Origin of the sequence: Streptomyces sp. NBC_00252 (genome assembly GCF_036187565.1) — a bacterium.
Taxonomy (GTDB): domain Bacteria; phylum Actinomycetota; class Actinomycetes; order Streptomycetales; family Streptomycetaceae; genus Streptomyces.
In genome coordinates this window covers 6,725,704-6,746,391 of sequence record NZ_CP108087.1, presented here as the reverse complement: position 1 = coordinate 6,746,391, position 20,688 = coordinate 6,725,704, and the positions used below count along the sequence as shown (strand labels likewise).

General features: G+C 70.3%; 15 protein-coding genes and 1 pseudogene. 5 read left to right on the top strand and 11 right to left on the bottom strand.

From position 1 onward, the window contains the following. Positions 1-10 precede the first annotated feature (10 nt). From OHT77_RS29855 to hrcA, 6 genes are all read right to left on the bottom strand, one after another. Positions 11-571, bottom strand: coding sequence for a hypothetical protein (locus tag OHT77_RS29855; RefSeq protein WP_328831502.1), 561 nt, complete (start codon positions 569-571; stop codon positions 11-13). 89 nt (positions 572-660) lie between these two features. Further along, positions 661-1,053 (bottom strand): VOC family protein, encoded by a 393-nt coding sequence (locus OHT77_RS29850; RefSeq protein WP_328831501.1) that lies wholly within the window; start codon positions 1,051-1,053, stop codon positions 661-663. Positions 1,054-1,069: 16 nt separating this feature from the next. Continuing rightward, positions 1,070-1,828: a 16S rRNA (uracil(1498)-N(3))-methyltransferase gene (locus OHT77_RS29845; protein ID WP_328831500.1), complete on the bottom strand. Its 759-nt coding sequence runs from the start codon at positions 1,826-1,828 to the stop codon at positions 1,070-1,072. Then, positions 1,825-2,901 (bottom strand): nitronate monooxygenase, encoded by a 1,077-nt coding sequence (locus OHT77_RS29840; protein WP_328831499.1) that lies wholly within the window; start codon positions 2,899-2,901, stop codon positions 1,825-1,827. Before OHT77_RS29840 ends, OHT77_RS29845 begins: the two co-directional genes overlap by 4 nt. Positions 2,902-3,045: 144 nt before the next feature. Next, the gene (dnaJ, locus tag OHT77_RS29835; protein WP_328831498.1) at positions 3,046-4,182 is read right to left on the bottom strand and encodes a molecular chaperone DnaJ; all 1,137 of its coding nucleotides are present in this window, start codon (positions 4,180-4,182) and stop codon (positions 3,046-3,048) included. Further along, entirely contained in the window at positions 4,183-5,199 is a 1,017-nt protein-coding gene (hrcA, locus tag OHT77_RS29830) for a heat-inducible transcriptional repressor HrcA (protein WP_266768556.1), read from the bottom strand. A gap of 183 nt (positions 5,200-5,382) precedes the next feature. On the opposite strand from hrcA, the gene OHT77_RS29825 reads away from it, so the two are divergent. Together OHT77_RS29825 and OHT77_RS29820 are read left to right on the top strand one after the other, a co-directional pair. Further along, positions 5,383-6,105 (top strand): MBL fold metallo-hydrolase, encoded by a 723-nt coding sequence (locus tag OHT77_RS29825; protein WP_328831496.1) that lies wholly within the window; start codon positions 5,383-5,385, stop codon positions 6,103-6,105. Positions 6,106-6,139: 34 nt separating this feature from the next. Next, a complete protein-coding gene (locus OHT77_RS29820) occupies positions 6,140-6,949 on the top strand; it encodes a DUF3097 domain-containing protein (protein WP_328831495.1) in 810 nt (269 codons plus the stop codon). A gap of 33 nt (positions 6,950-6,982) precedes the next feature. On the opposite strand, the gene hemW is transcribed toward OHT77_RS29820, so the two are convergent. Together hemW and OHT77_RS29810 are read right to left on the bottom strand one after the other, a co-directional pair. Continuing rightward, positions 6,983-8,215: a radical SAM family heme chaperone HemW gene (hemW, locus tag OHT77_RS29815; RefSeq protein ID WP_328831494.1), complete on the bottom strand. Its 1,233-nt coding sequence runs from the start codon at positions 8,213-8,215 to the stop codon at positions 6,983-6,985. A 66-nt stretch (positions 8,216-8,281) separates the two neighbouring features. Then, positions 8,282-10,210: a SpoIIE family protein phosphatase gene (locus OHT77_RS29810; protein ID WP_328831493.1), complete on the bottom strand. Its 1,929-nt coding sequence runs from the start codon at positions 10,208-10,210 to the stop codon at positions 8,282-8,284. Between the two features lie 102 nt (positions 10,211-10,312). On the opposite strand from OHT77_RS29810, the gene OHT77_RS29805 reads away from it, so the two are divergent. Beyond that, positions 10,313-14,488: a HAMP domain-containing protein gene (locus OHT77_RS29805; RefSeq protein ID WP_328831491.1), complete on the top strand. Its 4,176-nt coding sequence runs from the start codon at positions 10,313-10,315 to the stop codon at positions 14,486-14,488. A 12-nt stretch (positions 14,489-14,500) separates the two neighbouring features. Then, the gene (locus tag OHT77_RS29800; protein ID WP_328831490.1) at positions 14,501-15,076 is read left to right on the top strand and encodes a response regulator; all 576 of its coding nucleotides are present in this window, start codon (positions 14,501-14,503) and stop codon (positions 15,074-15,076) included. Positions 15,077-15,216: 140 nt separating this feature from the next. Here OHT77_RS29800 and OHT77_RS29795 read toward each other — a convergent pair whose 3' ends face one another. The 3 genes and pseudogenes from OHT77_RS29795 to OHT77_RS45065 form a co-directional block, all read right to left on the bottom strand. Then, on the bottom strand, positions 15,217-17,091 hold the full coding sequence (locus tag OHT77_RS29795; protein WP_328831488.1) for an AMP-dependent synthetase/ligase: 1,875 nt from the start codon (positions 17,089-17,091) through the stop codon (positions 15,217-15,219). Positions 17,092-17,470: 379 nt separating this feature from the next. Continuing rightward, positions 17,471-19,345, bottom strand: a complete 1,875-nt coding sequence (gene lepA, locus OHT77_RS29790; RefSeq protein ID WP_328831487.1) for a translation elongation factor 4 — start codon at positions 19,343-19,345, stop codon at positions 17,471-17,473. A gap of 383 nt (positions 19,346-19,728) precedes the next feature. Further along, a pseudogene (locus OHT77_RS45065) lies at positions 19,729-19,934 on the bottom strand (O-antigen ligase family protein); the annotation flags it as partial. Between the two features lie 346 nt (positions 19,935-20,280). On the opposite strand from OHT77_RS45065, the gene rpsT reads away from it, so the two are divergent. Further along, positions 20,281-20,547, top strand: coding sequence for a 30S ribosomal protein S20 (rpsT, locus tag OHT77_RS29785; protein ID WP_043676462.1), 267 nt, complete (start codon positions 20,281-20,283; stop codon positions 20,545-20,547). Positions 20,548-20,688 lie beyond the last annotated feature (141 nt).

Genomic DNA, 20,688 nt, shown 5'->3' with positions numbered 1-20,688 from the left:
GCCCTTTGGATCACTTGCCTTCGACGGGCCAGCAGGTCGGGTCGCCCTTGCACCAGATCGTCTTGGTGACGGTGACGGTCGGTCCGGGGCCGTAGGTCAGCGTCGGATTCGGGTTGTTCACGGACGACGGCGTCACCGCGTTGCAGTCGCCGAGCCCGGTCACGTGGAACACCTGCCTGCCCCCGACCTTGCCGACCAGATCGCCGCGCACACAGGCGCCGTCGACGGCCCGGGTGACCTTGCCGGTGACCGTGATGTCGCGGTTGTCGTCGGTCTGTCCCTGGCAGTCGACGCTGACGACCGTGGTCTCGGTCGGCGAGGGCGTCTTCCCGGGCGTGTAGACCTTGTTGTCGCTGCCGTAGTTGCCGGTGCAGGTCAGATAGCGCACGCTCACGTGGTCGCGCTTCAGCTCCGCGGTCGCCGTCTTGTCGGTCGTGTACGCGACGGTCGCCGCGCTGAGATCACCGGGCTGGCACGCCACGGCCCCGCCCACGGTCACCACCGCGAGCCCCGCCACAGCGGCGACCCGCCGCGCGCGCGGCCGGCTCCAGTTCCGTCTCGACACCGCCATGGACGGCAGCCTGCCACCGTCGGGGCGCACACGGAAGAGCGCATACGGCCACGCGTGCGCCGGGGGCGCAGTCTCCCGGCGCACCACCCTCAGCCGCGCAGCAGCAGCCACTCCTGAAGCTCCACCACATTGCCCTCGGGGTCCTTGAGATGCGCGACCCGCATCCGGTCCGTCATCGGCGCGGGCCCGTGCAGCAACTCCGCGCCCCGGGCGGTGAGCTGCGCGCAGTACCCGTCCAGGTCGTCGACGCGCAGCACCACAAGCGAGCGGTGCCCGGTCGCCAAGTCCCCGAGTTCCCCGAGGACTTGGGCCATCATCGCCCGGTCCTGGAGCGCGATCCCGGCGGACCCGATCGCGGGGCTGAACTTCTCGTACGGTCCCTCGGCCGCCCCCGACTGGGGCTTCAGGCCGAGGACGTCGGCGTAGAAGCGGTAGCAGGCGGCGAAGTCGGTGACGAGCAGCCGTACTTGGGCGAGTTCCACGGCGATCCCCTCTGGTTCAGGACCAGCGTCCGGTACGGCCCAGGAGCAGGGCGGTCGCCGCGGTCCCGGCCGTCGATGTACGCAGCACGCTACGCCCGAGGCGGCAGGCCTTCGCGCCCGCCTCCTCGAACAGCGCCAACTCCTCGGGGGAGACGCCTCCTTCGGGGCCCACGACCAGCACGATCTCGCCCTCGGCGGGGAGTTCGGCGGTGGCCAGCGGCTCGCTGGCGTAGTCGCGGTCCTCGTGGAGGACGGCGGCGAAGTCGGCTTTGGCCAGAAGTGCCGCAACCTGTTTGCTCGTCGCCGCGTCCGCGACCTCCGGGAAGCGCAGCCGGCGGGACTGCTTGCCGGCCTCCCGCGCGGTGGCCCGCCACTTCGCGAGGGCCTTGAGACCCCGCTCGCCCTTCCACTGCGTGATGCACCGGGAGGCGGCCCAGGGGACGATCGCGTCGACGCCGGTCTCGGTCATCGTCTCCACGGCCAGCTCGCCGCGGTCGCCCTTGGGGAGGGCCTGGACGACGGTGATGCGGGGTTGCGGCGCAGGCTCCTCGCTGACGGACTCCAGGTCCATGACGACAAGCCGGTCCTTGCCCTCGGCCGCCTTGACGACACCCTCCATCCACCGGCCGCGTCCGTCGGTGAGGACGACGTCCTCACCGGCCCGCATCCGCCGCACGGAAACCGCGTGCCGTCCCTCGGGACCGTCGAGGACGTACTCGCCGCCGCAGAAATCCGGCAGGACCAGGGGGTCGAGGATGAACACCGGCGCGGTCATCGCAGGTCACCCCCCGACGACAACGCTGTCCGCGCGGAGGCCAGTTCGGCGACCAGGACCTCGACCAGCTGTCCGGCCGGCAGCTCGCGGGCCATGCGGTGGCCCTGGCCCGCCCACAGCGCCATGCCCTGCGGGTCGCCGGACGCGGCGGCCTTCTTGCGGAGCGGGGACGTCAGATGGTGGATCTCGGGGTACGCGGCGGGGGCGTAGGGGCCGTGCTCGCGCATGAAGCGGTTGACCAGGCCGCGGGCCGGGCGGCCGGAGAACGCGCGGGTCAACTCGGTGCGTGTGAACAGGGGGTTGGTGAGCGCCTGCTTGTGCAGGAGGTGCGCGCCGGACTCGGGGGTGGCGAGGAACGCCGTGCCGAGCTGGGCCGCGCTCGCGCCCGCCGCGAGGGCCGCGGCGATCTGGCTGCCGCGCATCAGCCCGCCCGCGGCGACGATCGGGAGGCTCACGGTCTCGCGGATCTGGGCGACGAGGGAGAGCAGGCCGAGGCCGGCGCCGTCGTTCTCCGGGAGGTCACGGTGGGTGCCCTGGTGGCCGCCGGCCTCGACGCCCTGTGCGATCACCGCGTCGGCACCGGCCCGCTCCACGGCGAGGGCCTCCTCGACGGTGGTGGCGGTGACGAGGGTGAAGGTGCCGCCCCGGCGGAGCGAGTCCAGTGTCTCGGGGGCCGGGATGCCGAAGTGGAAGGAGGCCACCGGCACCGGGTTGTCGAGCAGGACGGACAGTTTGGCGTCGTAGCCGTCCTCACGGCCGCTGTCCGGGTCGCCGAGTTCCGTCTCGTACCACGTGGCCTCACCGGCGAGCTGGTGGGCGTAGACGTCGACGGCGGCCCTGTCCGCGTACTCCGGCTGCGGCATGAAGAGGTTCACGCCGAAGGGGCGGGACGTCAGGCTCCGCAGCTGCTTGATCTCCTGGTACATGCCGTCGGCTGTCTTGTACCCGGCGGCGAGGAACCCCAGCCCGCCGGCCTCGGCCACGGCGGCCGCGAGACGCGGGACGGAGACACCGCCCGCCATCGGGGCCTGCACGATCGGATGAGGGAAGAGATCGGTCAGTGCGGAGGACATGACGGCATGTTGTCACGTCCTCCGAACAAGTCCGAATCCGGCCTTGGCACCGGCACATGCCAGTGCATTGAGTCCGCCGGGCGCCTGGGAGCGAGGGTGTCCGGACGGAGGAGAGGGCCCGGGGGCGGCTGCCCCCGGACCCTCTCAGCGACCGTTGAAGGCGTCCTTGAGGCGTGAGAACAGCCCCTGCTGACCCGGCTGGAACGTGCCCATGGGCCGCTCCTCGCCGCGCAGCTTCGCCAGTTCGCGCAGCAGACGCTCCTGCTCGACGTCCAGCTTGGTCGGGGTGGTGACCTCGACATGGACGATGAGGTCGCCCCGGCCGCCGCCGCGCAGGTGGGTGATGCCCCGGGTGTGCAGCGGGATCGACTGGCCGGACTGGGTGCCCGGGCGGATGTCGACCTCCTCCATGCCGTCGAGCGTCTCCAGCGGCACCTTCGTGCCGAGGGCCGCCGCCGTCATCGGGAGCGTGACCGTGCAGTGCAGGTCGTCGCCGCGGCGCTGGAACATCGCGTGCGGCAGCTCGTGGATCTCGACGTACAGGTCACCGGCGGGGCCGCCGCCGGGGCCGACCTCGCCCTCGCCCGCGAGCTGGATCCGTGTGCCGTTGTCCACGCCCGCCGGGATCTTGACCGTGAGCGTGCGCCGCGAGCGGACGCGGCCGTCGCCGGCGCACTCCGGGCACGGCGTCGGCACGACCGTGCCGAAGCCCTGGCACTGGGGGCAGGGGCGGGACGTCATGACCTGGCCCAGGAAGGACCGGGTCACCTGCGAGACCTCACCGCGACCGCGACACATGTCACAGGTCTGCGCGGAGGTGCCGGGGGCCGCGCCCTCGCCGTTGCAGGTGTTGCAGACGACGGCCGTGTCGACCTGGATGTCCTTCGTGGTGCCGAAGGCCGCCTCGTCGAGCTCGATCTCCAGCCGGATCATGGCGTCCTGGCCGCGGCGGGTGCGCGAGCGCGGTCCGCGCTGCGACGCCGTGCCGAAGAACGCGTCCATGATGTCCGAGAAGTTCCCGAAGCCGCCCGCGCCGAAGCCGCCGGCCGCGCCGCCGCCCGCCTGCGAGAGGGGGTCGCCGCCGAGGTCGTAGACCTGCTTCTTCTGCGGGTCCGACAGCACCTCGTAAGCGGCGTTGATCTCCTTGAACCGCTCCTGGGTCTTCGGGTCCGGATTCACGTCCGGGTGCAGCTCGCGCGCGAGCCGGCGGAAGGCCTTCTTGATCTCATCCTGCGACGCGTCGCGACGCACGCCGAGAACGGCGTAGTAGTCCGTGGCCACTTAGGACTCCGCCAGGATCTGTCCGACGTACCGTGCCACTGCGCGTACCGCTCCCATCGTTCCCGGGTAATCCATGCGGGTCGGTCCGACCACGCCTAGCTTGGCGACTGCCTCGCCGCCCGAACCGTAGCCGACCGAGACCACCGACGTGGAGTTGAGTCCCTCGTAGGCGTTCTCGTGACCGATCCGTACGGTCATGCCCGAATCCCCCGCCTCACCAAGCAACTTGAGGAGGACGACCTGCTCCTCCAGGGCTTCCAGGATGGGGCGGATGGTGAGGGGAAAGTCATGTCCGAAGCGGGTGAGATTGGCGGTACCGCCGATCATCAGCCGCTCCTCGGTCTCCTCGACGAGGGTCTCCAGGAGGGTGGAGAGCACCGTCGCCACCGTGCCGCGGTCCTCGGCCTCGAAGGCCTCCGGCAGATCCTGCACGAGCAGCGGCACGTCCGCGAAGCGGCGCCCCGCGATCCGGCTGTTGAGCCGCGCCCGCAGATCCGCGAGCGAGGCCTCGCCGAACGGCGCCGGGCAGTCGACCATGCGCTGCTCGACCCGCCCGGTGTCGGTGATCAGCACGAGCATCACGCGCGCGGGGGCCAGCGACAGCAGCTCCACGTGCCGGACGGTCGAGCGGGTCAGGGACGGGTACTGCACGACGGCGACCTGCCGGGTGAGCTGCGCGAGCAGCCGGACCGTGCGGCCCACGACGTCGTCGAGGTCCACGGCGCCGTCGAGGAAGTTCTGGATCGCCTTGCGCTCGGGGCCTGTCATCGGCTTGACGCCGGCGAGCTTGTCGACGAAGAGCCGGTAGCCCTTGTCGGTGGGGATGCGCCCGGCGCTGGTGTGCGGCTGGGCGATGAAACCCTCGTCCTCCAGGGCGGCCATGTCGTTGCGCACTGTCGCCGGGGAGACGCCGAGGCTGTGCCGCTCGGTGAGCGCCTTGGAGCCGACCGGCTCCTCGGTGCCCACATAGTCCTGGACGATGGCGCGCAGCACCTGAAGCCTGCGTTCGCTGAGCATCCGCGCACACCTCCCAGTTCTGGTCGCCTTTGTCGCCGCTTGTCGCGAGCCCGCCCTTTCCTGGCACTCTGTGCGCGTGAGTGCCAGCCTTCCCCGGCCAGTGTACGGCCGTGAGGCGCACCTCGGGCAAGGCCGGTCCTGCGATGTCACGTCGTGAGGTGCCCTCACCGTTAGCGTCGCCGTGTGACGGTGACTTGGGAAGAGCTGGGATGGGAGCGGATCGCGGCCGGGGTGGGCCGGTGCCGGCTGCCTGGCTGGGACTGCACGGTCGGGCTGGTGATCGGCGACGATGCGGCGCTGATGGTCGACGCGGGGTCGGGCCCGGCGGAGGGCGCGAGGTTGCGTACGGAGGCGCGGGCGCTCGCCGGTCGCGCTGTGACCCATCTCGCGCTCACCCACCCGCATTTCGACCACGTCTTCGGGGCGGCGGCCTTCGCGGACACGGAGGTGTTCGGTGCGGCGGGCGTGGAACGGGTGCTGGCGGAGGAGCGGGAGGCGCTGCGCGGGGACGCCGTCGAGAACGGGCTGCACGCGCGCGTGGCCGACGAGGCGGTGGCCGCCCTGACGCTCCCGCGTCACCTGGTGTCGGACGAGTGGACGCTGCCCCTGGGCGACGATCGCCAGGCCCTCCTGGTGAACGTGGGCCCGGGTCACACGGCCCACGACCTCGCGGTCCTCGCCCCCGGCTCCCCGGCGGTCGTGTTCTGCGGCGACCTGGTCGAGGAGTCCGGCGCACCGCAGGCGGGCCCGGATGCGGTTCCGGCGCTCTGGCCTGCGGCGCTCGACCGTCTCCTCTCCCTCGGCGGCGAGGACGCGTTGTACGTGCCCGGTCACGGAGCGGTGGTGGACGCGGTGTTCGTACGGGCCCAACGGGACGCGTTGGCAACGCGTTTCGGCGTGTCGTGACGGCCGTCGCCCCGGTTCTCCTATCGTCATCCGAATGCGCCAGTACTCCGCCGATCTGACCCCGCCGTGGAAGAAGCCCAAGCCGGCCCCCGAGGTCCCCGCGGACGCGGGCCTCGTGGTCGAGGAGCCGGGCACCGGTTTCTGCGGCGCGGTGATCCGCTGCGAGGCCGGCACGGTCACCCTGGAGGACCGCTTCGGCAAGCACCGGGTGTTCCCGATGGAACCGCGCGGCTTCCTCCTGGAGGGCCGCGTGGTCACCCTGGTCAGGCCCGTGTCGAGTCCCCTGCGGCCCACCCGTACGGCTTCCGGTTCGGTCGCCGTCCCCGGTGCACGCGCGCGTGTGGCCCGTGCCGGGCGGATCTACGTGGAGGGCCGGCACGACGCCGAGCTGGTCGAGCGGGTGTGGGGCGACGACCTGCGCATCGAGGGCGTGGTGGTCGAGTACCTGGAGGGCGTCGACGACCTCCCGTCGATCGTGGACGAGTTCGCCCCCGGCCCGGACGCGCGCCTCGGCATCCTGGTGGACCACCTGGTGCCGGGCACCAAGGAGTGGCGCATCGCCCAGTCGGTGACGAGCGAGCACGCGCTGGTCGTCGGCCACCCGTACATCGACATCTGGGAGGCCGTGAAACCGTCCTCCGTGGGCATCACCGCGTGGCCCCGCGTCCCCCGCGGCCAGGACTGGAAGACGGGGGTCTGCCGGGCTCTGGGTTGGCCGGAAAACACCGGTGCGGTGTGGCAGGCGATTCTGGCCAAGGTGGGGTCGTACAAGGATCTGGAGCCGGAACTGCTCGGCCGGGTCGAGGAGTTGATCGACTTCGTCACGGCACCCGAGGGCGACTGACGTGCGCCGACGGGTGCTGTCCGGGCGGTCCGGTCAGTCCACCAGATCCCGCACCACCGCGTCCGCCAGGAGCCTCCCCCGCAGGGTGAGGACGGCGCGGCCCTCGTCGTAGGGCTGCTGGTGCAGGAGTCCGTCCGTGAGGGCGCGACGGGAGGCCTTGAGGCCCTCCTCGTGGAGGAGGGTCAGGGGGGCGCCCTCGCGGAGGCGTAGTTCCAGGAGGATGCGTTCCACGCGGCGGTCCTCCTCGGTGAGGATCTCGCGGCCCGCGCCCGGGGAGCGGCCGGAGGTGAGGGCTGCCGCGTAGGCGCCGGGGTGCTTGACGTTCCACCAGCGGACGCCGCCCACGTGCGAGTGGGCTCCGGGGCCCGCGCCCCACCAGTCGGCGCCGCGCCAGTACAGCTCGTTGTGGAGACAACGGCCGGAATTCGATGTCGCCCAGTTCGAGACCTCGTACCAGTCGAAGCCCGCCGCCGACATCACCTCGTCGGCGATCAGATAGCGGTCGGCGTGCACGTCGTCGTCCGTCATCGGGACCTCGCCCCGGCGGATGCGGCGGGCCAGCTGGGTGCCCTCCTCGACGATCAGGGCGTACGCGCTGATGTGGTCGGGGCCCGCGCCGAGGGCGGAGTCGAGCGAGGCGCGCCAGTCGTCGTCGGTCTCGCCCGGGGTGCCGTAGATCAAATCGAGGTTGACGTGGTCGAAGCCGGCCGCGCGGGCCTCCGCGACGCAGGCCTCGGGGCGGCCGGGGGTGTGGGTGCGGTCCAGCACCTTCAGTACGTGCTGTTTCGCGCTCTGCATGCCGAAGGAGACGCGGTTGAAGCCGCCGTCGCGGAGGGCCGCGAGGTAGGCGGGGTCCACCGACTCCGGGTTCGCCTCCGTGGTGATCTCCGCGTCCGGTGCGAGACCGAACTCGTCCCTGATCGCGGCCAGCATCCGTACGAGGTCGCCCGCCGCGAGCAGCGTGGGCGTGCCGCCGCCGACGAAGACCGTGCGGACCTGGCGGGGGTCGTCGCCGAGGACCTTGCGGGCGAGGCGGACCTCGTCGATCAGGGTGTCCGCGTAGTTGTCGCGGGAGGCCAGCACTCCGCCCGTGCCGCGCAGCTCGGTCGCCGTGTAGGTGTTGAAGTCGCAGTAGCCGCAGCGGGTCGCGCAGTACGGGACGTGCAGGTAGAACCCGAGGGGGCGGTCCACGGCCCCGGCGAGCGCCTGGGCGGGCAGGGAGCCGTCTTCGGGGACGGGGTCGCCGTCGGGGAGTGCGGAAGGCATGTCCTCCATTGTCCAGCACCCGTGCGACTGTCCGCCCCGCCCGGCCGCTCGGCCTGATCCGCCTGTCTATTCCGCCTGGAGCACCAGCAGCGCCATGTCGTCCTCCGGGGGACGGCCGCCGAACTCGTGCACCAGGCGTTTGATCCGCTCCGCGATCAGCTCGGCGCTCAGGCCCGCGCACCCGGCGAGCGCGGTCGCGAGGCCGTCGCCGTCGTCGAACTGGACCGACCCGGAGCGCCGCTCGGTCACCCCGTCGGTGACGCACAACAGGCTGTCGCCGGGCCGGAGTTCGAAGGTCTCGCTGGTGTAGGTGACGTCCTCGATGACCCCGAGGAGGGTCTGCGGGCGGGCGACCGTGCCGACGCCGCCGTCCGGGCCGAGGAGCAGGGGCAGCGGGTGTCCCGCGGAGGCGAGGGTGCAGCGGACACCGCCGTCGAAGGGGACCAGCTCGCCGTAGAGGAGGGAGAGGAAGCGGGGGCCGTCGCCGACCGGGCCCGGCATGCCACCCGCTGCCACCATCGCGTGCGCGGCGGCGTCGGCGGCCTCGGTGGCGTCGTCCAGGAGGAGCTGGTTGAGGCGGTCGAGGACGTCGGCGACGCGGTAGCCCTCGCGGGCGAGGAGCCGTAGCCAGGGGCGGGCGAGGCCGATGACCACGGCGGCCTCGGGGCCCTTGCCCTGGACGTCGCCGAGGGCGAAGCACCAGCGGCCGTCACCGGCCGGGAAGAGGTCGTAGAAGTCGCCGCTGGGGCCGCCCTTGTCGCACGGTTCGTAGACGAGGGCGCTGCGCACGCCGGGGATCTCGGCGACCGCGCCGGGCAGCAGGCCGCGCTGGAGGACGCGGCTGATGGTGGCCTGGCGGGCGTACTGGCGGGCCGCGCCGATCGCGAGGGCGACGCGGCGGCTGAGGTCCTCGACCAGGCCGGTGACCTCGTCGGGGAAGCGCGGCAGCCCGGACCGGCCGATGACCAGCGTGCCGAGCGGCCGGCCGCCCGCGATCAGGCGGTACGCGAGGGCCGCGCCGTGGGTGCCGTGCGGGCCGAGCGCGTCGGCGGGCCACGGGTAGGACACGGGCCGCAGGGAGTCCGGCGGGCGGGGCGGGTCCTTCTCCAGGGCGCCGCGCAGCTCCTCGATGCGGTTCTCGCTGCCGTGCCAGACGCGAGCGAGGCGGGGTCCTGCGCCCGCTCCGGCGTCCTCGTTCCAGCCGCCGCGGCCGAGCGCCTCGTCCTCCAGCCATACGGCGCACCAGTCGGCCAGTCTCGGCACGATCAGCTGTCCGGCGAGAGCGGCGACGAGGTCCTCGTCGAGCTGTCCCGCGAGCAGGTCGGAGGCCTCGGCGAGGAAGGAGAGGGCGCCGCGGCCGAGCCAGTCCCGGTCGTGCTCGGCGCGGTGGGGGTCGCCGCGGGTGGGCCGGTCCGAGGGGGCGGGCGGTTCGGGGGCGAGGATCTCGGCGACGCGCAGGCCGCGTTCACCCGCGCAGGTCGCCAACTCCTCCGCGGCCGGGGTGCCTTCGGCGGGCAGGCGGGCCCAGACGGTCTTGGTGCCGGTGCGGTACGTGACGCCCCAGGCCTCGGCGAGGGTGGAGACGAGACGCAGGCCGCGCCCGAACTCCGGTGTCTCGTAGGCCGGTTCGGCGGTGTTGTCGCGCGGGGCGCGGGAGGGGTGGTGGTCGGCGACCTCGACGACGATCGCGTCCGTGTCCTCAAGACGGCACACCAGCTCGACGTCCGTGCCGGCGTGGACGACGGCGTTGGTGACGAGTTCGCTGACGACGACCATCGCGTCGTCGGCGAGCCGGTCGGTGAGCTTCTCGGTGCCGGGCAGGGCGAGCTCGGCCCATTCACGGAGCGCGGCACGCACCAGGCCGCGGGCCGAACCGGGCGCGAGGGGGCTGCCGGACAACGTGGCACGCACGGTCGTACGCCGGTCCGCGCCGTGGTGCGCGGGCGCATCGGGAACACGCGATGTGGTCTCCCGTTGCGTCGGAATGGCCCCCATGGACAGCTCCCCGAGCAGTTCGGACGAATACGCCTCGGTCGATGCGGACAGAGTGACAGACTGACCGCGCGCATAAGCGCCGAGTTACCGAAGTGGGCCGCCATGGGTGAGAACAGTGCTACGCGTGTGCTCGAAGACGGACAGAAAGAGGACTGGATTCGAGCATCGGATCTCCGTCCCCTGCTCGCCGTGATGACGGCCGCACGTGACGGCGACTTCACGAAGGCACCGGAGACGGGCCAGGGCATCGTGGCGGAACTGACCGCCGCCTTCAACCAGATCATGGACCGCAGCACCCACTTCAACTCCGAGACGCAGCGCGTCCGGCGGGAGCTGATCCGCCACGGCCGTCTGGACGAACGGCTCTCGGCCAGCCCCGGCCAGGGCGGCTGGACCTCCCGCGTCAACGACGTCAACCAGCTCCTCGACGCCCTCGTCGCCCCGGCCGCCAACGCGACCCGGGTGCTGGACGCGGTGGCGGGCGGCGATCTGACCCAGCGGGTCGATCTGCACGACGGCAGCAGGATGTTGCGCGGTGACCTACGGCATCTGGGCCGGGCCGTGAACAAGATGGTGGACCAGCTCTCCCTGTTCACCGGGGAGGTGACCCGGGTGGCCCGCGAGGTCGGCACCGAGGGCAGACTCGGCGGCCGGGCCAAGGTGACGCGGCTGTCCGGGAGTTGGCGTGATGTGACCGAGGCGGTCAACACGATGGCGTCCCGGCTGACGGCGCAGGTGCGGGACATCGCCCTCGTGACGACGGCGGTGGCCCGGGGCGACCTGACCCGGACGGTCACGGTCGAGGCGACCGGTGAGCTGCTCGAACTGAAGCTGACCGTGAACACGATGGTCGACCAGCTGTCGGCGTTCGCGGACGAGGTGACGCGCGTCGCCCGCGAGGTGGGCACCGAGGGCCAGTTGGGCGGGCGCGCGCAGGTGCGGGGTGTGTCCGGGGTCTGGAAGGACCTCACGGACAACGTCAACTTCATGGCCTCGAACCTGACGTCACAGGTGCGGAACATCGCGCAGGTGACGACGGCCGTGGCGAACGGCGACCTGAGCCAGAAGATCACCGTCGACGCGCAGGGCGAGATCCTCGAACTGAAGTCCACCATCAACACGATGGTCGACCAGCTCTCCGCCTTCGCGGACGAAGTGACGCGCGTGGCCCGCGAGGTCGGCACCGAGGGCAACTTGGGCGGGCGCGCGCAGGTACGCGGAGTCAGCGGGGTCTGGAAGGACCTCACCGACAACGTCAACTTCATGGCGGACAACCTGACGTCGCAGGTCCGCAACATCGCGCTGGTGTCGACGGCCGTCGCACAGGGCGACCTCGGCAAGAAGATCACGGTGGAGGCCAAGGGCGAGATCCTGGAGCTGAAGTCCACCATCAACACGATGGTCGACCAGCTCTCCGCCTTCGCGGACGAGGTCACGCGCGTGGCCCGCGAGGTCGGCACCGAGGGCAACCTCGGCGGGCAGGCGCAGGTGCGGGGCGTCTCCGGGGTCTGGAAGGACCTGACGGACAACGTCAACTTCATGGCCCTGAACCTGACGTCACAGGTGCGGAACATCGCCCAGGTGACCACCGCCGTGGCCAACGGCGACCTGTCGAAGAAGATCACCGTCGACGCGCGCGGCGAGATCCTCGAACTGAAGGACACCGTCAACACGATGGTGGAACAGCTGCGCGCCTTCGCCGACGAGGTGACCCGGGTGGCCCGCGAGGTCGGCACCGACGGCCGACTCGGCGGCAGGGCACAGGTGTTGGGAGTCTCCGGGGTCTGGCGCGACCTGACCGACAACGTCAACTACATGGCCGACAACCTGACGTCACAGGTGCGGAACATCGCCCAGGTCGCGACGGCCGTGGCGCAGGGCGACCTGTCGAAGAAGATCGACGTGGACGCGCGCGGCGAGATCCTCGAACTCAAGACCACCATCAACACGATGGTCGACACCCTCTCGTCCTTCTCGTCCGAGGTCACCCGGGTGGCCCGCGAGGTCGGCTCCGAGGGCCAACTCGGCGGCCAGGCACGGGTGGAGGGCGTCTACGGCACCTGGAAGCGCCTGACGACCAACGTGAACGAACTCGCGCTGAACCTCACCACGCAGGTCCGCGCGATCGCCGAGGTGGCCTCGGCGGTGGCCCAGGGCGACATGTCCCGCTCGATCACGGTGGAGACCCAGGGCGAGGTCACCGAGCTCAAGGACAACATCAACCTGATGGTGGCCAACCTCCGCGAGACGACCCGCGCGAAGGACTGGCTGGAGTCCAACCTCGCCCGGCTCGCCGCGCTGATGCAGGGACACCGGGACCTGATGGAGGTCGCCGACCTGATCCTGCGCGAGCTGACGCCGCTGGTGAACGCGCAGTACGGGGCGTTCTTCCTCGCCGATCCCGACGAGGACAGCCTGCGAACGGCCATCCCCGCCAAGGGACTTGCCTTCATCGCCGGGTACGGGGCGGCGCAGGGCGCGACCGTGGACACCGGCGGGATGCCGGTGCACGGCCTGGTGCGGCAGGCGGCGCGGGAGAAGAAGCGGATCCTGGTGGACGAGGCGCCGCCCGGCTACATCAAGATCAACAGCGGGCTCGGTGAGGCCTCCCCGGCGAGCGTGGTCATCATCCCGATCATCTTCGAGGACCGGCTCCTCGGCGTGATCGAACTGGCCTCCTTCTCCCGCTTCTCCGATGTCCACCTCGCGTTCTTCGACCAGTTCGTGAACACCATCGGCGTCGCGATCAACACCATCATCGCCAACTCCCGCACCGAGTCCCTGCTCGGCGAGTCCCAGCGGCTCGCGATGCAGCTGCAGGAACGCTCCGACGAACTCCAGAAGCAGCAGGCCGAGTTGCAGCGCTCGAACGCCGAACTGGAGGAGAAGGCGGCCCTGTTGGCGACCTCCTCGCAGTACAAGTCGGAGTTCCTGGCGAACATGTCGCACGAACTCCGCACGCCCCTCAACTCGTTGCTGATCCTGGCCCGGCTGCTCTCCGACAACCCGGACGGCCGGCTCTCCGAGCAGGAAGTGCAGTTCGCGACCACAATCCACCGCTCCGGCTCGGACCTGCTCCAGCTCATCAACGACATCCTCGACCTGTCGAAGATCGAGGCCGGCCGCATGGACGTACGCCCCAAGCGCCTCCCGCTCATCAAGCTCCTGGACTACGTCCACGCCACGTTCCGCCCGCTCACCCTGGACCGGGGGCTCGCGTTCGAGGTGTCGGTGGGCGCGGACGTGCCGCGTGAGCTGTGGTCGGACGAGCAGCGGCTCCAGCAGATCCTGCGCAACCTGCTGTCCAACGCCATCAAGTTCACCGCGACGGGCCGCGTCGAACTCCGCGTCAACCGCGTCAAGGACCCCGAACACCGCTACTGCGACGACAGCGACGAGGTCATCGTGTTCGCCGTCTCCGACACCGGGATCGGCATCGCCGCCGAGAAACTCCCGGTGATCTTCGAGGCGTTCCAGCAGGCCGACGGCACGACCAACCGCAAGTACGGCGGCACCGGCCTCGGCCTGTCCATCAGCCGCGAGATCGCCGGCCTGCTGGGCGGCCGTATCGTCGCCGAGAGCGAACCGGGGCAGGGCTCCACCTTCACTCTCTACGTCCCCGTCGTCAGCCCCGGGCACGCGGCGGGCGGCGCGCCGCTCACCGAGGACCATGAACTGCCGCTGCCCTCCGAGCAGTTGACGTCGGGGCAGTTGTCGTCCGAGCACTTGTCGTCGGAGCCGTTCACCGTGCACGAGGTGGACGACAGTTGGCCCACACCCACCAAGCTGGAGGCGTGGAAGGCCGGGCGGGCGGGTCAAGTGCTGCCGGGGCGGCGGGTGTTGATCGTCGACGACGACATCCGCAACGTCTTCGCGCTCACCCATGTGCTGGGGCGGGTCGGGATGCCGGTGCTGTACGCGGAGAACGGCCGCGAGGGCATCGAGACGCTGGAGCGCAACCCGGACGTCGAACTCGTGCTGATGGACATCATGATGCCGGAGATGGACGGGTACGAGACCATCGCCGCCATCCGCCGCGCCCCGCGCTGGACCGGGCTGCCCATCGTCGCGCTCACCGCGAAGGCGATGCCGGGCGACCGCGAGAAGTCCATCGCGCGGGGCGCCAACGACTACGTACCGAAGCCGGTCGACGTAGACCAGTTGCTGACCGTCGTGTGCGCGCTCCTGGACCCCGGGACCGGGTCCGAATCCGGGGACATCGCGGGGACGGATCCGGGTACTTCAGGGGAGACGGCGGCACCGCCGACGACTGAGTGAGGCACAGCCATCATGAGCGCTGAGGCAACGACCGACGAGCGCGCGAGCATCCTCCTGGTCGATGACATGGAGGACAACCTGGTCGCGCTGGAGGCCGTCCTGGGGTCCCTCAACGAGCCGCTGATACGGGCGCGTTCGGGTGAGGAGGCGATGAAGGCGCTGCTGCGGCAGCGGTTCGCCGTGGTCCTGCTGGACATCCGGATGCCGGGGATGGACGGGTTCGAGACCGCGGCCAACATCAAGCGGCTCGATCAGACCAAGGACGTGCCGATCATCTTTCTGACCGGGACGGACTCCGATGCGGGGTATGCGTTTCGGGGGTATGCCACGGGTGCGGCCGACTACCTGACCAAGCCGTTCGATCCCTGGGTTCTGCGGGCCAAGGTGAGCGTGTTTCTTGAACTGCACCGGAAGAACCAGTTGTTGGAGCGGATGTTGGCTCGGGAGCAGGGGCAGTTCGATGAACTGGCGTTGCGGCTCAAGGAGATCGAGGCGCGGATGGCCGCGAGTTCTGTTGCTGAGGTGGGGGAACTTCGGGTGCAGGTGCGGGAGATGGGCCAACTCGTGCGGGATATGCGGCGGCGGTAGGGCCGCGGGTGGTGTGGTGCGTTGTCGGGTGTGGTGTGGTGTGGTGCGTTGTCGGGTGCGGGCCCGGTGGGGGCTGGGCGCGCAGTTCCCCGCGCCCCTGATGGCCCGCGGCCCCTTCGGGGCGCGGGCCATCAGCATGGTCAGGCTTCGCGTGAGCCTGCGTACATTTCGTCGATCAGGTGCTTGTACTCGCGTTCCACCACCGGGCGCTTGAGCTTGAGGCTCGGGGTGATTTCGCCGTGTTCCACGTCGAGGTCGCGCGGGAGGAGGCGGAACTTCTTGATGGTCTGCCAGCGCTGGAGGCCCTCGTTGAGTTCCTTGACGTAGGCGTCGACCATGGCGACCGTCGTGGGGGCGGCGACGACCTCGGCGTAGGTCTTGCCCTCCAGGTCGTTCTCCTTGGCCCATTCCAGGATGGAGGGTTCGTCGAGGGAGATGAGGGCGGTGCAGAAGTTCCGGTCGGCGCCGTGGACCAGGATGTTGGAGACGTAGGGGCAGACGGCCTTGAACTGGCCCTCGACCTCGGCGGGGGCGATGTACTTGCCGCCGGAGGTCTTGATGAGGTCCTTCTTGCGGTCCGTGATGCGGAGGTAGCCGTCCGGGGAGAGTTCACCGATGTCACCGGTGTGGAACCAGCCGTCGGACTCCAGGACCTCGGCGGTCTTCTCGGGAAGACCGTGGTAGCCCTCCATGATGCCGGGGCCGCGCAGCAGGATCTCGCCGTCGTCCGCGATGCGCACCTCCGTGCCGGGCAGCGGCTTGCCGACCGTGCCGGTGCGGTAGGCCTCGCCGGGGTTCACGAAGGAGGCCGCGGAGGACTCGGTCAGGCCGTAGCCCTCGAGGATGTGGATGCCGGCGCCGGCGAAGAAGTAGCCGATGTCGGGGGCGAGTGCGGCCGATCCGGAGACGCAGGCGCGCAGCTTGCCGCCGAAGGCCTCGCGGATCTTCGCGTAGACCAGCGCGTCGGCGACCTTGTGCTTGGCGGCGAGGCCGAAGGGCGCGGTGGCGGTGCCGGTGCGGCGGAAGTTGTCCTGGGTGACCTTGGCGTACTCGCGGGCGACCTCGGCGGCCCACTGGAAGACCTTGTACTTGGAGGCGCCGCCCGCGCGGGCCTTGGCGGCGACCCCGTTGTAGACCTTCTCGAAGATGCGCGGGACGGCGGCCATGTACGTCGGCTGCACGACCGGCAGGTTCTCGATGATCTTGTCGACGCGGCCGTCGACGGCGGTGACGTGCCCGATCTCGATGTGCCCGGAGGTGAGCACCTTCCCGAAGACGTGGGCGAGGGGCAGCCACAGGTACTGCACGTCGTCGGGGCCGAGGAGGCCGGTCGCGGCGATGGCCTTGGCGAGGTACGACCAGTTGTCGTGCGGGAGGCGGACGCCCTTGGGGCGGCCGGTCGTGCCCGAGGTGTAGATGATCGTCGCGAGCTGGTCCTTGGTGATGGCCGCGACCCGCTCCTTGATCAGGTCCGGGTTCTTCTCCAGGTACGCGGCACCGCGCTGCTCCAGCTCGGCGAGGGTGAGCACCCAGTCGCCGGTCTCCACGCCGGCCGGGTCGATGACCACGACGTGCGTCAGCTCGGGCAGTTCGGCGCGCTTCTCCCGCGCCTTGGCGAGCTGGGTGGCGTCCTCCGCGATGAGGACCTTGCTGCCGGAGTCGGCGAGGATGAACGTCGACTCGTCGGCGTTGGTCTGCGGGTACACCGTGGTCGTGGCGGCGCCTGCGCACAGGATGCCCAGGTCGGCGAGGATCCACTCGACGCGGGTGGCGGAGGCGAGTGCGACGCGCTCCTCGGGCTGGACGCCCAGTTCGATCAGACCGGCGGCGATCGCGAAGACCTGCTCGGCGGACTGGGCCCAGGTCAGCGACTTCCACTCGTCGGGGCCCTCGCCGGAGGCCGCCGGTACCGGGTAGCGGTAGGCCTCCGCGTCCGGCGTGGCCGCCACCCGCTCCAGGAAGAGGCCCGCCACGGACGGCGGACGGTTCTCGATCAGGGTCTGTGTGTCGCTCACGACATCCTCCGGGCCCGCGACGGTGCGGCTGCTGGCTTGTTGCTGCGGCGGTTGGCTCAGTGCGGCTGGTGAATCAGTGGCTGGTGCATCACTGCGCTGGTGCATCACTGCGCCGGTGCATCAGTGCGGCTGGTGACTCAGTGTGGCTCGTGCCGCAGGGCGGCTGGTAGCCCCTGTGACTGTTGTTTAACTCACGAGTAACTATGGGGCAGTGATCAGAGTAAGCCGCGACCGGCCGGTGCGTAAGGGGCGGTGGACGGTCACTTCCTCCGAGTAAGGACCACGTCGTACGGCCCCAGGACTCGGGGCCCGCCGCGCCAAAGCGCAACGGGCCCCGTGAATCGCCGGTCGCCGTCCGGAATTTCGGTGTATAGGGCCGCTACTTCTTGCCCTTGCCTCCGCCACCGTTGTCGTCACTGGACAGCACCGCGATGAAGGCCTCCTGGGGAACCTCCACGGAACCCACCATCTTCATCCGCTTCTTGCCCTCCTTCTGCTTCTCCAGCAGCTTCCGCTTACGGGAGATGTCACCGCCGTAGCACTTGGCGAGGACGTCCTTGCGGATGGCGCGGATGGTCTCGCGGGCGATGACCCGGGAGCCGATCGCGGCCTGGATGGGCACCTCGAAGGCCTGCCGCGGGATCAGCTCGCGCAGCTTGGCGACCAGCCGCACGCCGTACGCGTACGCCGCGTCCTTGTGCGTGATCGCCGAGAAGGCGTCCACCTTGTCGCCGTGCAGCAGGATGTCGACCTTGACCAGGCTGGAGGTGACCTCTCCGGTGGGCTCGTAGTCCAGCGAGGCGTAGCCGCGGGTCTTGGACTTCAGCTGGTCGAAGAAGTCGAAGACGATCTCCGCGAGGGGCAGCGTGTAGCGGATCTCCACCCGGTCCTCGGAGAGGTAGTCCATGCCGAGCAGGGTGCCGCGCCGGGTCTGGCACAGCTCCATGATCGAGCCGATGAACTCCGACGGCGCGAGGATCGTCGCGCGCACGACGGGCTCGTAGACCTTGTCGATCTTCCCCTCGGGGAACTCGCTCGGGTTGGTGACGATGTGCTCGCTGCCGTCCTCCATGTCGACCCGGTACACCACGTTCGGTGCGGTCGCGATGAGGTCGAGCCCGAACTCGCGCTCCAGCCGCTCCCGGATCACGTCCAGGTGCAGCAGGCCGAGGAAGCCGACGCGGAAGCCGAAGCCGAGGGCGGCGGAGGTCTCCGGCTCGTAGACCAGGGCGGCGTCGTTGAGCTGGAGCTTGTCGAGGGCCTCGCGCAGCTCCGGGTAGTCGGAACCGTCCAGCGGGTACAGGCCCGAGAAGACCATCGGCTTCGGGTCCTTGTAGCCGCCGAGCGCCTCGGTCGCACCGTGGTGCAGGGTGGTGATCGTGTCACCGACCTTGGACTGGCGGACGTCCTTCACACCGGTGATCAGATAACCGACCTCGCCGACCCCGAGGCCGTCCGCGCCGAGCATCTCCGGCGAGTTGGTGCCGATCTCCAGCAGCTCGTGCGTGGCGTTCGTCGACATCATCCGGATCCGCTCGCGCTTGGTGAGCTGGCCGTCGATGACACGGATGTACGTCACGACGCCCCGGTAGGAGTCGTAGACGGAGTCGAAGATCATGGCGCGGGCGGGCGCGTCGGCGTTCCCGACCGGCGCCGGGATCTCCTGGACGACCTTGTTCAGCAGCGCGTCGACACCGATACCGGTCTTCGCGGACACCCGCAGCACGTCGTCGGGCTCGCACCCGACGAGGTTGGCGAGCTCCTCGGCGAACTTCTCGGGCTGCGCGGCCGGCAGGTCGATCTTGTTCAGTACGGGGATGATCGTGAGGTCGTTCTCCATCGCCAGGTAGAGGTTGGCGAGGGTCTGGGCCTCGATGCCCTGGGCGGCGTCCACGAGCAGCACGGTGCCCTCGCAGGCGGCGAGGGACCGCGAGACCTCGTACGTGAAGTCGACGTGTCCCGGGGTGTCGATCATGTTGAGGATGTGGGTACTGCCCTTGTCGGCCCCTTCGGTGGGGGCCCAGGGCAGACGCACCGCCTGGGATTTGATCGTGATGCCGCGCTCGCGCTCGATGTCCATGCGGTCGAGGTACTGAGCACGCATCTGCCGCTGGTCGACCACTCCGGTCAGCTGGAGCATCCGGTCGGCGAGCGTGGACTTGCCGTGGTCGATGTGCGCGATGATGCAGAAATTGCGGATCAACGCCGGGTCGGTACGGCTCGGCTCGGGCACATGGCTGGGGATCGCGGGCACGCAGGGTCCTGATTCTTGAGGCGTCCGCAGTGTCTGCGGTCTCGGGTCGGATCTATACGTAGGCTCCATCGTCCCACGGGTGGGAGGTGCGGTCCGGTTTGGGCCGGTGCGGGGGGTGGTTTTGGGGGTGGGGTCGGGGCGGGGCGGGGTTTTTTGGGGCGGGTGAGCTTGGGGGCGGTTTCGGGGGTGGGGCGGGGTTCGGGGTGGGGCGGGGTTCGGGGGTGGGCTCGGGGCGTGAGCGCTGGGTGGGGTTCGGGGGTGGGCTCGGGGCCTGAGCGGTGGGTGGGGTCGGTGGGTTTGTGCGTGCCGCGTTGTGGGGGCTGGTCGCGCAGTTCCCCGCGCCCCTTCAGCGGGGTTGTGCTGGTCGGTGTTGCCCGTCACCGTCATTGGATCAGGGCCGCTTCGGTAAGCGCGGGCACCGGATTCTCTGCCGTGGGCCGGGTCTCCTCCGTCGCTCCCACCAGGGACCACCAGGCCGCCAGGCCGAAGACGACTGCTGTGAGGACTGTGGAGGGGCCGCCGATGTCCGCGTAGGCGAAGTCGACCAGTTGCCAGACCAGGAGCCGGTGGAGACCAGGGCGCAGTCCAGGGGCGCGCGGAGTGTGGGCTTGGTGCTCGGGCCGCTTGGAAGGTGGTTCGGGGAGGTCCGGGGCTGTTCGGAGATCGGCTTGGTCGCCCGGTGGGGGCCGGCAGGTAAGCCAGCAGGTAAGGGGTGCGGTCGGTGCCGGTGCAGTGGGAGCGGGTCCGGGCCGGTGTGGTCGGGACGGTGCGGGAGGGGCGCCGGAGGCCTCCCGGGGACCGGTTTGGGTGGGCCGGTGGGCGGCTGGTAGCCTGGGCGACTGTGTCTCATGCCCTCTCGGCACGAGGCTCAACCCAAGAAAATCATCGGCCCGGGACCCGTGCGGCCCCGTGCCAGAACCTGCAAAGGCTCATTCGTGGCGAACATCAAGTCCCAGATCAAGCGGATCAAGACCAACGAGAAGGCTCGGCTGCGCAACAAGGCCGTCAAGTCCTCTCTGAAGACCGCGATCCGCAAGGCCCGCGAAGCCGCTGCCGCGGGTGACGTCGAGAAGGCCACCGAGTACCAGCGCGCTGCCGCGCGTCAGCTCGACAAGGCCGTCGCGAAGGGCGTCATCCACAAGAACCAGGCCGCCAACAAGAAGTCGGCGCTTGCTTCCAAGGTCACCGCGCTCAAGGGCTGATCCTCCGCACTTGCCTCGGCCCGCGCTCGCGCGGACCGGACCAGTAGCAATCCACCGTGAGGACCATATCGAGCCCTCTACCTCGATTCACGGACAGACATCGTGGTCGCCACGCCACGTACAGTGCCCCCGGACCCACTT

Bases quoted from the DNA above. Each gene is read 5' to 3' on its own strand.
- OHT77_RS29855 (WP_328831502.1), bottom strand. From the start codon at position 571: ATGGCGGTGTCGAGACGGAACTGGAGCCGGCCGCGCGCGCGGCGGGTC.
- OHT77_RS29845 (WP_328831500.1), bottom strand. From the start codon at position 1,828: ATGACCGCGCCGGTGTTCATCCTCGACCCCCTGGTCCTGCCGGATTTC.
- OHT77_RS29840 (WP_328831499.1), bottom strand. From the start codon at position 2,901: ATGTCCTCCGCACTGACCGATCTCTTCCCTCATCCGATCGTGCAGGCC.
- hrcA (WP_266768556.1), bottom strand. From the start codon at position 5,199: ATGCTCAGCGAACGCAGGCTTCAGGTGCTGCGCGCCATCGTCCAGGAC.
- OHT77_RS29820 (WP_328831495.1), top strand. From the start codon at position 6,140: ATGCGCCAGTACTCCGCCGATCTGACCCCGCCGTGGAAGAAGCCCAAG.
- hemW (WP_328831494.1), bottom strand. From the start codon at position 8,215: ATGCCTTCCGCACTCCCCGACGGCGACCCCGTCCCCGAAGACGGCTCC.
- OHT77_RS29810 (WP_328831493.1), bottom strand. From the start codon at position 10,210: ATGGGGGCCATTCCGACGCAACGGGAGACCACATCGCGTGTTCCCGAT.
- OHT77_RS29805 (WP_328831491.1), top strand. From the start codon at position 10,313: ATGGGTGAGAACAGTGCTACGCGTGTGCTCGAAGACGGACAGAAAGAG.
- OHT77_RS29800 (WP_328831490.1), top strand. From the start codon at position 14,501: ATGAGCGCTGAGGCAACGACCGACGAGCGCGCGAGCATCCTCCTGGTC.